This window comes from Arminella tubonensis, assembly GCF_003240585.1.
Lineage (GTDB): Bacteria > Pseudomonadota > Alphaproteobacteria > Rhizobiales > Rhizobiaceae > Rhizobium > Rhizobium tubonense.
In genome coordinates this window covers 1-13,380 of record NZ_PCDP01000067.1, presented here as the reverse complement: position 1 = coordinate 13,380, position 13,380 = coordinate 1, and the positions used below count along the sequence as shown (strand labels likewise).

At 59.1% G+C, this 13,380-nt stretch carries 15 protein-coding genes and 1 pseudogene; 5 read left to right on the top strand and 11 right to left on the bottom strand.

Annotation, left to right across the window (positions count from 1 at the left end; all coding sequences use genetic code 11):
- From CPY51_RS28375 to CPY51_RS33630, 3 genes are all read right to left on the bottom strand, one after another.
- Window positions 1-386 (bottom strand): transposase (locus CPY51_RS28375; RefSeq protein WP_146260188.1); only part of this gene is annotated, 386 nt, incomplete at its 3' end.
- A 393-nt stretch (window positions 387-779) separates the two neighbouring features.
- On the bottom strand, window positions 780-989 hold the full coding sequence (locus CPY51_RS33635) for an Lrp/AsnC ligand binding domain-containing protein (RefSeq protein WP_244598813.1): 210 nt from the start codon (window positions 987-989) through the stop codon (window positions 780-782).
- Window positions 990-1,021: 32 nt separating this feature from the next.
- Window positions 1,022-1,369, bottom strand: a complete 348-nt coding sequence (locus CPY51_RS33630; RefSeq protein ID WP_244598812.1) for an Lrp/AsnC family transcriptional regulator — start codon at window positions 1,367-1,369, stop codon at window positions 1,022-1,024.
- Between the two features lie 179 nt (window positions 1,370-1,548).
- Between CPY51_RS33630 and CPY51_RS28360 the strand changes: the two genes are divergently transcribed.
- Window positions 1,549-2,301, top strand: coding sequence for an SDR family oxidoreductase (locus tag CPY51_RS28360; protein WP_111163567.1), 753 nt, complete (start codon window positions 1,549-1,551; stop codon window positions 2,299-2,301).
- 57 nt (window positions 2,302-2,358) lie between these two features.
- On the opposite strand, the gene CPY51_RS28355 is transcribed toward CPY51_RS28360, so the two are convergent.
- Window positions 2,359-3,300 carry an alpha/beta hydrolase family protein gene (locus tag CPY51_RS28355; RefSeq protein WP_111163566.1) on the bottom strand — a complete coding sequence of 314 codons (942 nt, stop codon included), beginning with the start codon at window positions 3,298-3,300 and terminating at the stop codon, window positions 2,359-2,361.
- A gap of 36 nt (window positions 3,301-3,336) precedes the next feature.
- The gene (locus tag CPY51_RS28350; protein ID WP_111163565.1) at window positions 3,337-4,095 is read right to left on the bottom strand and encodes an SDR family oxidoreductase; all 759 of its coding nucleotides are present in this window, start codon (window positions 4,093-4,095) and stop codon (window positions 3,337-3,339) included.
- A gap of 99 nt (window positions 4,096-4,194) precedes the next feature.
- On the opposite strand from CPY51_RS28350, the gene CPY51_RS28345 reads away from it, so the two are divergent.
- Window positions 4,195-5,094: an AraC family transcriptional regulator gene (locus CPY51_RS28345; RefSeq protein ID WP_111163564.1), complete on the top strand. Its 900-nt coding sequence runs from the start codon at window positions 4,195-4,197 to the stop codon at window positions 5,092-5,094.
- Window positions 5,095-5,141: 47 nt separating this feature from the next.
- Here the strand turns inward: CPY51_RS28345 and CPY51_RS28340 are convergent, their stop codons facing one another.
- On the bottom strand, window positions 5,142-6,032 hold the full coding sequence (locus CPY51_RS28340) for a LysR family transcriptional regulator (RefSeq protein WP_111163563.1): 891 nt from the start codon (window positions 6,030-6,032) through the stop codon (window positions 5,142-5,144).
- Window positions 6,033-6,142: 110 nt separating this feature from the next.
- On the opposite strand from CPY51_RS28340, the gene CPY51_RS28335 reads away from it, so the two are divergent.
- The 3 genes and pseudogenes from CPY51_RS28335 to CPY51_RS28325 all read left to right on the top strand — a co-directional run bounded on the left by CPY51_RS28335 (window position 6,143) and on the right by CPY51_RS28325 (window position 8,260).
- Entirely contained in the window at window positions 6,143-7,012 is an 870-nt protein-coding gene (locus CPY51_RS28335; RefSeq protein WP_111163562.1) for an SDR family oxidoreductase, read from the top strand.
- Between the two features lie 37 nt (window positions 7,013-7,049).
- Window positions 7,050-7,523: an AtaL-like protein gene (locus CPY51_RS28330; RefSeq protein ID WP_111163561.1), complete on the top strand. Its 474-nt coding sequence runs from the start codon at window positions 7,050-7,052 to the stop codon at window positions 7,521-7,523.
- Window positions 7,524-7,592: 69 nt separating this feature from the next.
- Window positions 7,593-8,260, top strand: a pseudogene (locus CPY51_RS28325) (NAD(P)-dependent oxidoreductase).
- 628 nt (window positions 8,261-8,888) lie between these two features.
- Here the strand turns inward: CPY51_RS28325 and CPY51_RS28320 are convergent.
- From CPY51_RS28320 to CPY51_RS33015, 5 genes are all read right to left on the bottom strand, one after another.
- Window positions 8,889-9,215: a hypothetical protein gene (locus CPY51_RS28320; protein ID WP_146260187.1), complete on the bottom strand. Its 327-nt coding sequence runs from the start codon at window positions 9,213-9,215 to the stop codon at window positions 8,889-8,891.
- Between the two features lie 657 nt (window positions 9,216-9,872).
- Window positions 9,873-10,604, bottom strand: a complete 732-nt coding sequence (locus tag CPY51_RS28315; protein WP_111163558.1) for an SDR family NAD(P)-dependent oxidoreductase — start codon at window positions 10,602-10,604, stop codon at window positions 9,873-9,875.
- A gap of 147 nt (window positions 10,605-10,751) precedes the next feature.
- Window positions 10,752-11,375: a response regulator transcription factor gene (locus CPY51_RS28310; protein ID WP_111163568.1), complete on the bottom strand. Its 624-nt coding sequence runs from the start codon at window positions 11,373-11,375 to the stop codon at window positions 10,752-10,754.
- A 97-nt stretch (window positions 11,376-11,472) separates the two neighbouring features.
- Entirely contained in the window at window positions 11,473-12,807 is a 1,335-nt protein-coding gene (locus CPY51_RS28305; protein ID WP_146260186.1) for a PAS domain-containing protein, read from the bottom strand.
- 323 nt (window positions 12,808-13,130) lie between these two features.
- The coding region (locus tag CPY51_RS33015; RefSeq protein ID WP_206607263.1) for a hypothetical protein at window positions 13,131-13,380 on the bottom strand (250 nt) is incomplete at its 5' end.

The following is a 13,380-nucleotide window of genomic DNA, read 5'->3' as shown; positions in this document are numbered from 1 at the left end:
ATCGCACCCAGGAACTTCGCAGCGATGTCGCCTTCCAGCAACCGGTCGCGGTTCTTCGAAAACACCGAATGGTCCCAAGCTGGATCGTCAATCCCAATGTCGACGAACCAGCGGAACAGAAGGTCATGTTCCAGCCGCTCCATCAAAAGCCGCTCAGAACGGATCGAATAGAAGGCTTGCAAAAGTATGGCTGCGCGCAGAAGCTTCTCAGGTGCGATCGATGGCCGCCCGATCGGTGAATAGAGCGCTGCAAACTCCCGTTCCAGCAAAACGAGCGCGTCGTTCACGATCTGCCGTATTGCCCGCGGCGGATGATCACGACGAACACGATCGTCCAGATCGACATAGCTGAAGAGTTGACCCGTCCTCACATCGCCGCCGCGCATCCATCAACTCCGAATCTCGACAAAGCCAGTGAATCACGACCAAAGTCTTCACGCCAGGGCCTTTTTCAACAGCCTGCTAAAGATTGCCGCGCGTGGCATCTACCGCGACCCGGTGCGCTCCAGTCACTCCAGTCACGGACACATTGTTAAAGCCAGCGGCTTGCACTGGTTAAGCTTCATGATCCTGTCTCCTGTTCCGTGGGCAAAATGCGTCAAGGCTTTGCCGGTGCCGACGCTTCTGTGCCCCTCGGAACGCTACGATCAAAAGAGAGGACACAAACATAAACTCCTGACGGATTGGGCAAGACAAGGTGTGTTGCAGCTCTGCCGCTGGTACCCGGTCGCGACATCATCTTTGTCGTAGACAGCAGTCGGTTCATACTCTGGCTGCGGCTATTCCCCCGGAAACTTCGTGGAACCTGACGGAAACACGCCTGGTAACGTTTTTGGATCTCGCTCGCTCGAAACGGGGCTCGGCCCCCGTTCAAGGTAAGTCGACAAGGCGATGTAGCTGCGAATACCTTTGATGCCCTCAATAGAGTGGATCCGCTCGAGGAGATCTTCCAGCGCCTGGGTGTCCCGTGTTCTGACTTTGAGGAGCATGGCGCTTTCACCTGTGACGATGTGAATGTCCTCTACCTCGGCAGTTCCTTGAGAGCCAGCAGATGACGGGTAACGGCCCAGCTCGTCGTGTCGACATGCCCGAACGTCAGCGGCGGACGCCCGAGCTTCGCCCCGTCGAGCAGGGCGACATTTGCCTTGATGACGCCGTGCTGCCGGAGACGCTTCACCCGCTCATGCACTGCGGGAGCGAAAGGCGGAGCAGCTTTCCAGATCGGCATAGCCTCGGGAGTGTCGTCCGCCAGCAGGCCTAACAGCATTCGGTCTTTGTCGTCCAGACGCGCCGTGGCGAATGGCAGTAGACGCTGGACAGTGAGGTTCTTCTGCGACGTAGCGTACCACCACCGAAACGGACTGTCCAAATTCGCCGTCTATCGTCATCAATTCAGATCCCTAAGTTTAGGACAGTCGAGCAGTAGATCAGTCTCAACACTCCGCGGATGAGATTTGCCGGCACTCGGACGACGATCACTACCTCTCTACACCAGCCCAGACGTTGTGGGCGCACTTTGAAATCGCAAAAACCAGAAGGATCATTGCTATGAAGACGACCGGAAACACCATTCTCATCACGGGCGGCGGAACGGGGATCGGCGAGGCGCTTGCTCATCGCTTCCACGACCTCGGCAATACCGTGATCATCGCAGGCCGTCGGCTGGAAATGCTGCAGAAAGCAATCGGCGATCGGCCGAACATGCACGCCCTGACGCTCGACATGGACGATCCCGCCAACATCGCGGCGTTCGCCGAGAAGCTGGTCGCTGACTTCCCAGCCGTGAACGTGCTGTTCAACAGCGCCGGTATCATGCGCATGGAAATGTCCCTCGATAAGGTTCGCGATCTGAGCGACGCAGAGGCCTCCGTCACCAGCAACCTGCTTGGCCCGATCCGCGTCACCAATGCGCTCATCGAGCACCTGGGCCGTCAGCCTGACGCCGCGATCGTCAACGTCAGTTCGGGCCTGGCTTTCGTGCCGCTGGTGATCGCCCCGACCTATTCGGCGATCAAGGCTGCCATCCACAGCTACACGGTTTCACTGCGGGCGGTTCTGAAGGACAAGATCGAAGTCATCGAACTGGTCCCGCCTGCCGTCCAGACGGATCTGACCCCCGGCCAGAAGACCAATGAGCGCTTTATGCCGCTCGATATCTTCGCTGATCAGGTCATGGCGCTCTTCCAGCAGACCCCGACGCCGAAAGAGATTCTCGTTGAAGGCGTCGACTTCATGCGCAATGCCGAAACGGAGGATCGCTTCGACAGCACTCTGGCGGCGATCAACCCGTTCCTTAAATAAACCAACGACGGCCGGGTTGCATGGAGCGACCCGGCCGGCGGCTGTTTCCACCAAAATCTAGTGCTGGCTTTTCGTGACATCCGCAAGCGAGGCCGCTTCACCCTCGAGCGCGAGGCACGCGCTGGGCCACGCACCTTCATCCGCTCCCAGCGCGGTCTGAAGCCAGGCGAGCGTCAGGCGTTTCGTTGCTTCAAGCACATCGGGTGCCTCTGTCTCGGTTTCCTTTGCGTCAAGTCCGGCGATCCCGCCGAGACCATGCCCAACGCCGTGCATCATCAACAGGGCTTCTGCCCCCGGCGCATCGTGAAACGCATCCGCATGCCATTCAGGGCCGCGGGTCGTGAAATGCGGATCATCCTGATTGCCGCAGACGATAAGGCTGCGGGTTGTCAAAGTGGAAAAATCGACGTCGAAGAACGGAAAGCGGGCGGCATTCTCCTCGGTCATGTCCTTCCCACCGCGGCCAGGGGCCGCCAGCAGGACGCCCCCCGAGATGCGCGGATCGGCGAAGTCCTCCCCATTCAACTGCGCGCCCAACAGCAGCCCGACGGTGTGACCGCCAAAGGAATGCCCGGCGGCGACGATCCGGGAATGATCCAGTCGGCCCGCCACGGCGGGCGCCTGACGTTCCACCTCGGGCAGCTGGTCGAGGATCGACTTTATCTCCTCCACACGCTCCCGCCAGAAGAACGGTGCGGATGCGGCTGCGGGCAGGCCACCGACACGTGAGCTCGCATGCGTCGGTTGGATCACCGCTAGACCCCGTTCCGCCCAAAACTGGGCAAGTGGAGCGTAACCGTCTTTTGAAGGGATATAGTTGGACGGCCCGAACCCGTGCGACAGCAGCACGATGGGAAGGCTGCCGCCGGTCGCGGGTGCGGTCAGACGCAATTCCAGCGGTTGGCGGCCGTCCATCGGCAAACGGATCGGGGTATAGGCCACAGTGAGAGTGGCGTCAGGCGCAGGAATGTGTTTGGCGAGCTCGATTAGATTGTTCATTTCAAGTATCCTGTGTTTTGGGGCGAGGCAGATGCCTTACTCAACAGAGTGAGCTGCCTCACGAAACCAGGTTTTCGCATCCGCGCCAGCGGGGATTTTCATCGGCGCGTTCGGCTCCGTGACGGCACGCAAGACGGCTTGTGCCACATCTTCCGACGTCGTAAATTCAGTGCGGGAACGCAGCGTCCTCAGATAGTCATGGACGAACACGCTGTAGGGCTCAGGAATATCCATCCCCATCCGGGCCACTGCATTTTTGCCAAACCCGGTGGTCGGCGCCGCGCCGGGCAAGACAAGCTTCGCACGCACTCCGAACAGAGCGGACTCCAGAGCCAGACTTCCGGTGAAAGCGTTCAGCGCCGCCTTGCTGGCGCTGTAGACGGACAGTGCGGGCAACGCCTTGATGGTAACGCTGGAGCTGACATTGACGATGACGCCTGATCCACGGACGCGCATCTGCGGAAGAACCGCTTTGCTCATGGCCATGGCGCCGAAAACGTTCGTCTCGAACAGCTCGCGGATTTTCGCCATTTCGGCGCCTTCCAGTACATTGAGCATGCCGACGCCTGCATTGTTGACCAGGGCATCGATCGACCCCGCTGCTTCGACCGCCTTCGTGATGCTTTCCGTATTGGTCACATCCAGCGCCAGGATTTCGAGCCTGTCGTTAGCGGGGAGCAGGTCGTTGCGCGGCGTGCGCATGGTCGCAACCACGTCCCACCCTTGAGAAAGGAAGGTCTGCGCGATCGCGAGACCGAAGCCGGAAGAGCAACCGGTGATAAGGATCTTTGGCATGTGTTTGTCTCCTGGATGACTACTAGCCAAAAGATGGACGAGCAGGCTTGGACTTGCTATGTTCATTTGTCCGAAAGTTTTTAGCAAAAGTCCAAATTGATGGCCGATCCAGTCGCGGAAGTTGTTGCTCTACTCAAGCCAAGCCCGTCGATCGCAAAGCTGGTGACGGGCGGCGGTCGGTGGCTCGTCGAGCGCACCGAGCTCGGAAGTCCGTTCTATTGCGCCGTAGTCGAAGGACACTGCCTGATGACGATCACCGGTCGTGAGCCGATGCTGTTGACCGCTGGCGACTTCGTCCTGGTTCCGGAAATCTTCTCGTTCACGATGAGCAGCCTGGACCCGCCGCCTCGCGGAGCGCTTGCGCAGCGTCTGGAAACCAGCCCGGGTGTTTTTCGGCTCGGAGACCCCGAAACCCCCGCCGAGGTCGCGGCGATGGTCGGTCACTGTACTTTCGGCTCGGACGACAAGGCTCTTCTCGTCTCGCTCTTGCCGGAGGTCATTCATGTCCAGGGCGAGGAGCGGCTGACGCTTCTCGTACGGATGATCAACGACGAAACCAGAGCCGACCGAACCGCCCGTGAGATGGTGCTGCACCGACTGTTGGAAGTGCTGCTAATCGAGGCGCTACGCTCGACGGGTGGGGCAGCGGCGCCCCCCGGTCTGTTGCGCGGCATGGCTGACCCGCAGCTGGCTCCCACGCTACGCCGGATTCACGCGGATCCAGGTCGCAGCATGACGGTTGAAGCGCTCGCGCATGATGCCGCCATGTCCCGTTCGACCTTCTTCGAGCGGTTCCGCAGGGAGGTTGGCGTTGCACCTATGGAATACGCGACAGGCTGGCGCATGGCGCTGGCGAAGGAACTCCTTCGTAAGGATGTTGCCACGGCGGAGATCGCGCAACGAGTTGGCTACGGTTCGGCAAGTGCCTTCAGCGTCGCATTCAATCGGCATGTGGGTAAGGCGCCTGGGGCCTATTCCCGGTCGAACGCTGCTGGATAACGGGTAGCCCGATTGCGAAAGCGGGTGGCAGGCTGTGTTCTGGTTCTTCACTTATCAATATAAGCGGCCAATTCATCCGGCGTCCCGTTAGGAAAGGCCTGCTTCAGAAAATCCAGGAATGCCGACACGCGAGCGCTCAGCAAACGCCGCGATGGGTAGAGCCCCCACAAAGCAACGTCCGATCCCTCGATATCCCCCCAAAGCAACAGGGTTCCCTCGGCCAGGTCATGGCTCGCCAACGAGATAGGCAAGCATGCAGCGCCAACGCCTGCTCGTACCGCATCTCGCACCATGATCATGGATGAGAGAGCGAGGATCGGCTCGATGCCGATCGTCAAAGGGCCGTCCGAGGTCATGACGTTCCAGGTCTGCCGATTGCCGGCTCCGCGCACGACGCCCGGCGTTAGAAGGTCTCCAGTCGGGCGGGGAAGATCAGGGCTTGCCACCACGACCAGGCGATCATGCAAAAAGGCTCGACCGACAAGGCTTTCGTCCGGGTCCGGATTGACCCGGATGACCAGATCATAGCCTTCCTCGATCATGTCCACGGCTCGGTCCTCCGTGGTGATTTCCAGTCTCACATCCGGGTATTTCAGCGCAAAACCCGCGGCGATCTTTCCCATGGCGGTCTGCGACAAGAGGAGTGGCGCGCTAACACGCAATCGGCCACGCGGCTTCTCCGCCCCTGACGCAATAGTGGCTGCCGTTTCGTCAAGCTCCGTCAGCAGAGCGGCTGTCCGTTCATGAAGGGCGCGTCCTTCTTCGGTGAGTTTCAGGTTCCGCGCGCCGCGTTCGAACAGCCGAAGATCGAGGGCAGCCTCCAGTTCTGTCACGCGCCGGGACAGGGTCGCTTTCGGCCGACCGGTTGCCCTTGAAGCTTTGCCGAAACCACCGTAGCGGGCAACGAGGTTGAAATCGGCAAGAGCGAGGAGGTCCATCGATGTTCCACCTGTGAGACGGCGTGTCCAGATTAACGGTCTATCGGGCCATCTGTGAACCATCCATATTCCGGGTGTCAAGCGAAACCAACCAACCCGGAGATACTCCCATGACCATTCTCGTTACCGGCGCCACTGGCAATGTTGGCAGCCAAGTCATCCAGCACCTCGTCAACCGCGGCGCCGATGTCCGCGCCCTCGTCCGCGATCCCTCAAAGTCCAGTTTTCCGGCGGGTGTCTCCGTCGTAAAAGGCGACTTTCTTGACGTCGACTCCCTACGCAGTGCCTTCGATGGCGTGTCCACGCTGTTCCTGCTGAATGCGGTCGTACCCGACGAGTTCACTCAAGCTTTGATCGCGCTCAACGTTGCCCGATCGGCTGGCATTGAGCGGATCGTCTACCTGTCGGTCATCCACCCGGACGTCTACGTGAACGTGCCGCACTTCGCCGGCAAGTTTAGCGTCGAGCGGATGATCGAGCAGATGGGGCTGGCAGCGACGATCCTGCGTCCCGCCTATTTCATCCAGAACGATCTGACGATCAAGGATGTGATCACCGGCTACGGCGTCTACCCGATGCCGGTCGGCGACAAGGGGCTTGCCATGATCGACGTGCGCGACATCGCGGAAATCGCCGCTCTGGAACTGCTGCGTCGCGAACAGGCGGCACAGCCACTACCACTCAATCGCATTAACCTGGTTGGTCCTGACACTTTGACGGGAACCGATATCGCCGCCATCTGGTCGGACGTGCTCGCTCGCCAGATCAACTATGGCGGTGGCGATACGGCTGCCTTCGAGCAGAACCTCAGGCAGTTCATGCCACCCTGGATGGCCTATGACATGCGCATCATGGGCGAACGCTTCCTGACCGACGGCATGCTGCCTGAAGGCGGCGACGTCGATCGCCTGACAACACTTCTCGGCCGTCCGCTCCGCTCCTATCGCGACTTCGCTCTGGAAACCACCGCCGCTGCCTGAGGCCAGCAGTCGCTCATCTCCAACAAGGATAATCATCATGATCTATTCGACCGCCACAGTTCCGGTAAACCCGGAAGGCGAAACAGAACTGACCCGGGAGCAGGTCTGGAAGGGCCTGGAGCTGAAGGCGCGCGATGCGCGCCTGTTTCTCCCAACCGGCCTTTGCACCCGTTGCAATGTCATGGAGGAGAGCGACACCCACTTCGTGCGCGGAGCCACCATCGCCGGCTCTGACCTTCGTGAAATTATTGCTCTCGAACCGCAGAGCAAGGTCACCTTTTTCCAGGCCACCGGTCCGCGCGAGGGCGCCATCATCAACGAGCTGTTCGAGGATGAAGCAGGCGACCTGCAATTGCGTTTCTACTGCTACATCGGCCTGCGTGGCAAGGCGCCTGATGGCCCTGAGGAACAGGCAAAGCAGACCCAGTTCGACAGCGCCAATGGCTACAAATCGGCCCTACTGTCGACGCTGAAACGAACCCGTGAACTGCTCGCAGAGGGCCGGCTCTAGTTACCACCAGCAACAAACCCAAGAGGGCGGCCTCTTGAGAAGCGCCCTGCCTTTCAAGAGGACCGAACCATGACCACTTCCGTCACTGAAACACATCTCGCCGCTGCACCGAAGATCCTGGTCCTCGGTGCCACCGGGCCAACCGGCCGCCACATCGTCGGCCAGGCTGTTAGCCGGGGCTATGATGTCACCATCCTGGTGCGCTCGCCGGAAAAAGCCACCGATGTCAAAGGAGCAAAGCTTGTTGTAGGCGACGCTCGCGATGAGAAAGCGTTGCGTCAGGCGGTTAAGGGCCGCGATGCCGTGATCAGCGCACTCGGCACACCCGCAAGCTCGTTTCGTGAAGTCACCCTTCTTTCCACCGCCACCCGGGCTCTCGTCAGTGCCATGAAGGCCGAGCACGTCTCGCGCCTCGTCGCCATTACCGGTATCGGCGCTGGCGACAGCGCAGGGCACGGCGGGTTCCTGTTTGACAGGCTGATCTTTCCGCTGCTTCTGCGCAAGGTTTACGCCGATAAGAACCGCCAGGAGGCCATCATCAAGGGCAGCGGTCTTGATTGGACCATTGTTCGTCCTTCGATCCTCAACAACAAGCCTGGGCGGAATGGAATTCGGACGCTCACGGATCTAAACAACTTCAATGGCGGCTCGATCTCGCGGGCAGACGTTGCAACCTTCGTGCTGGATCAAATCACACGGATGGGTGGGTGCGCAAGTTACCGTTGATCACTTGGTAGCTTTGGTGCCGTATCGAAGCGAAAAATACCGCGTGAGGGATCGCCATCGTCCAAGCCACAAACGCATAACTGCACTGCACAAAATTATGTGCAGCGTGATGAAAATGCGTGCATGCAGACTTCAGCTGATGCACATCGCGGCTTCCTCCCAGTTCCGCCGCAGCAGCTGTTCCCCTCTGGGGGTTCATGACCTTCACACTTGATGGGCCGCGGTTTCCCGTCGTCCTTTTTTCTTTTTCCGAACTAGGCCGCAACGGCGTTGCGGACGCTGGAGCTTTCCGAGACCCGCCGCCGGCGTGGAGGACCGCCCGTGGTAAGGCTGCGTACCGTCGGCTCTCTGACGCTGTTTCTCGGGCGTGTCCTCGGTGTGCTAGTCGCCGTGACTTCGGTCGGCACTAGTGTGCTGGGCGTCACAGTGCTCTGGCACTCTATCGGCGCTCGACCTCTACTTTCGGAGAGCATGGGCCCTTCGCCACCTAACCTTACTTCGCGGACGACTCAAAGGTCTGCCGGTGAAACCGAGCACGGCGCGCCATTTTCCTGATCGATGCCCTGATGAAGAACAACGTTCCTCTTCGATCGCGGCTGGCGCGCCTCATCGTCTTTTGCGGTAGTCTGTCCAACCGACTTAGTGGATCGCCGAGGAAACAAGAGGAGTGGTCCGCATGTCCAATTCTGCGATCAAACCAGCGGACAACTCGACAAGGTCTCGATGACCTTCGGAGTACAGCCTGATTGCCACGGCGTATACTTCATGCGCTTCGCGCACGTTTTCTGGCTTGACACCATTATGACTGCACCACGCTCTCACCGCCTCGGCCATTATTTTGAAATCTGGCTGATAGAAGGGCTGGGAGAATAACATCGCGGTTCTCCAATCTTTTAACTCGCGAAGGAAGACCGACCATACCACCGCGTATGGCGTCGTGATAGCCCGGATGTTCTGGTTGATCATTAATCGGATATTTCTGGCACCAATGAAGGCTCGCAAAAGGCCAGCTTGAGACACGCCGACGTTTGCTAGAGGGCAAGGACGCCCGCGGGGCCGATGGGGAAGGGCGAGCTTCAAGGACGCTTCGGGCGGCACCGTCAACTCGACCGTGCTGCAGGGGAACTGCGTCCAACCGAAGCCCCCTTGGCGTAGTAACGGAGTTGCTTGGATATCAGATACCTAACTCAATCGGTCTGCCCGTATCTTCGCGAATGGACAGGTATTGAAAGCGATAGCGGATGCGGCGATAAAAATCGGCAGCGCGATCGCTAGAAGCCCTAACGGTCATTTTTTGAACGCTCAGGAGACCTGCCAGGATGGTCCCGAAGCCTAAAGTCGACGCGGCTTGAAGACTGATTACGAATTCAGTTTCTTGATCATCAGTGCCTCACATCTTGCTGATGAAATTGCGTAAGTCGAAAGTCAGCGACTTCACAATTCCTGATGCAGCCTTTTGAGCTGCCGCCCAGAAAGCAGGTCAAGCTCTCCGCATTCCTTAAGGTTGACTGCGATGCCCAACATGGTTTGCGTTGGACTTTTGCTGCCGGGCGCGAACCCATGCGCTTCGATCTCGGCGGCGCGGGAGTTTCATCTTCCAGTCGAGGCACCTTTTTAGGGCACTTACCATTTGCCCACATGTGCTCCGCCATCGACGTGCACCACCTCCCCTGTGATATGACGAGCTTCGGTCAGGAAAAGGACGGCGTCGACGATGTCTTGCACGCTGGAAATCGCGTTCATCGGCGAAAACGTCTTCAAGAAATCCATTGGTCCACCGTGATGCATCGGAGTATCAACGATGCCGGGAGCCACGACGTTGAAGCGGATTCCGTCTCGTGCGTACTCCATCGCAAGGCTTTTGGAGATAGCATGTATCCCGCCTTTCGTGATCATCGGGACAGAGGCATTGACGCCCGCTATCGGATGGTCGGCGGTTGATGCGCCGATGCTGACGATGCTGACGATGCTGCCGCCGGATTTTTGGGCCAGCATCTGCTTGACGGCCAGCTGCGTCAGATGGAGAAAGCCCTCCAGATTGGTCGAAGAGAGCAAGTCGTCCAGCGTATATTCCAGAAAAGGTTTGCTGAAATAGATCCCGGCATTATTGACCAAGGCATTGATCGATCCAAAACGCTCTATGGCTGTTTCGGTAATACGTTTGGCAGTTGCCGGGTCGCCAATGTCGCCGTCGACTATGGCGACGCTCTCCGAAGCTCCGTGGGCGAAGCGGGCGCTGATTTGCCGAGACGTGGCGACGACGTTGTAGTTCCTCTCGAGGAACGTGTTGACGAGGCCCTCCCCAATTCCTTGCGCGGCCCCAGTAATGACAATTGTCTTCTTTTGAGTGTCCATTTCCGGTCTCCTTCCACCGCATGTGGCCTTTTCAGGAATGGTCACATGCGGACGAAAGGACAACTGAAGCATCGATGACGCTATTGTACGATGGTGTCGCCAATACCATCGGATCGGAATCTATCCCGCTGCGCTGTCGCATTCCCGTCAACCAGGTTCCGAAAGGCCAAGCATTGCAGCCATGTTCACCAGCTCGGGAAGGGAGCGCGCCTTCATCTTTCGGGTCACCTGACCGCGGTGCGCTTTGACCGTGACTTCGCTAATGCCAAGTTTGAAGGCGACCTGCTTGTTCAAAAGACCGGCAACGACGAGGGCCATCACTTCCCTCTCGCGCCCGCTGAGCGAGTTGTACCGGTCACGAAGCTTGCGTAATTCGGCTTGCCGGCCACCCGCGACGGAGCTTCGCTCGAGCGCGCGCCGTACGGCCTCGACCAGAACGTCGTCGTTAATCGGCTTTGTCAGGAATTCGTCAGCTCCAGCCTTCATGGCTCGGACTGTCATCGGAACGTCGCCGTAGCCGCTAATGAAGATAATCGGCATTTCGGTTCGATCCACGGTAAGAAGCGTCTGGAGATCGAGACCGTTGAGGTCGGGCAGATTGACGTCGAGCAAAAGGCAGCTGGGACTGTCGGCCTGCGGAGCAGCAAGAAACGCGTGCGCCGATGCGAACAACTTCGGCCGCCAACCGACAGCTTCGATTAACAATTCCAGCGACTCCCGGACAGAGACGTCGTCATCGACGACGAACACGATCGGTCGGTCATCGGGCATCGGCGTGAGCACGAGCGCCTCGCCTGGTGCATTCGTTAATTCCCTGTACATAGGATCCTCCTCGACAATCTTGGTCTTCATCAGCTTTCCGCCTCGCTCAGTTGATCGCCGGACAATTCGGCGTTAGCGGTAATGGCCGGCGGCAACCAGAACTCCACTGTCGTTGCTGGACCCTCGTTAGCCTTGGCCCAGATTTGGCCCCGGGACTTTCGCCGATGGAGCGGCTGACCGACAGACCGATCCCCATCCCTTCGTGCTTTGTGAATGATGGATGCCCTCCGCCCAAACAGGGCTCGAAGATAAGCGATGACTTCCGCTGCCCGGTTGCCATCACGCATGGTACGCCGCGCCGTCTCGATGACGACCGCGACGTTCGGGGGGCCGAAGCCAACATTTTCGGGCAGGTGCCAGCGTTGGTGATGATCCTCGAGAGCGGCTGGTTCACCTCATGGGCGATCGAGGCCGTCAATGCCCCGAGGCTCATCATCCTTGTGACGTAGTTGAGTTCCGAGCGCACAGCGTCGAGCGCTTGCTCGGCGCGACGCCTGGTGATGTCCTGTACCGAACCGATGCATTCCACCCGGCCATCCTCATGACGGATAATCTGGCCCAAGACCCTCAGGAACTTGACACCGCCGCCCTCGTCCAGAAGTCGGATTTCGTGGTCCGGACTGGCTTCCCACCGTCGGACTTCTGCAATCTTCTCCGCAAGCAGGAATTGATCTTCGGGATGGACGTGCCTGGCGATGTCGTCGAATGTCACCGGAGCGTCTCCAATGAATTCGAAGATGCGTTTGAACTGGTCGAAGAAGAGTTGCTCGTCCGTGTCGACTTGCCATGAGAAGGTTCCGGTAAGGCCGATCCGTTCGCCCTCCGCAAGAAGCATCTCGCTGCGGCGGAGACGCTCCTCGAACGTCCTACGCTCAGTTATCTCCGTCGCGGCACCGAGAAACTCCGGCGTATCGGTCGCGGAGCCCACATTATGCAGCACGACGTGCACATGTTTAACCCTGCCGTCAGGCATGACGAGCCGGTGCTCTAGGTCGACGTCGGTCCCAAGCGTGGCGGCGGGGCTGATTATCGCTCCAACGCGCGCGGAATCCTGCGGGTGACAACGGTTCATGGTCATCTCTGCCGTCGCCTTCATCGTGTTCGGATATTCGATGACACGGTATGTCTCCTCCGACCAGACGATTTCTCCCGTCGACACGTTCCACCACGTGCTGCCGGTCCTAGTCAGGCGCTGAGCCTGCGCCAGGAAGGCCGCACTGCGTCGAAGATCATTCTCAGCACGCTTGCGCTCGGCAATCTCTTCAGCAAGCGCGTGGTTGGTGGCGGCAAGCTCCTCCGTCCATTGGGCAACCCGCTTGTCCAGTTGGGCGGCGTGACGCCTTTGCTCGACAAGCGATTGGGCTTCATTGACAGCGATCACCAACTGGTTTCCGGCAACGAGCGACAGTAGCTGCTCAGCCTCGACTGGAAACGCGGCACGGCTCGATCTCCAGCGACAAGAACGCCAGTGTGGCCGTTGATCCCGTGACTTACGAAGATGAATTGCTATCGCGGCCGCAATGGTTTCCCTGCCCTTCCGCGCGTGAGGATGCACCCTCGGAAATGCCACGTCTATTGTGCGATGGTGTCGGTTCAACCCTGAACTCCGCATCATTTCATTCAGTAGCGTACTACAATCCGGGATTGATCCTGGTCGTTTCAGTCCACGCGCGCTGCGGACAGGCTCTATAGGCTGGATTGCGGTCATTCGCTCGCGAGCGACGAATCGATTTTGACGCCTGGCGAGAACGTCGGAAAGAGCGTCGATTTCTCATCGACCTGCAATCTGATCGGGCGCGGGGTCGCGGCGATACCATGGTCTAGCCAATACCATTGTCCGATGGCCGCCCAAGATCGAAAGCCACAGAGTGTGGTTGTCCCAACTTTGGCGAGGAGGCACTTATGGACGCGATTACGAAACACGCCCAAATCCGGGTAACGAAAAAATCCAGGA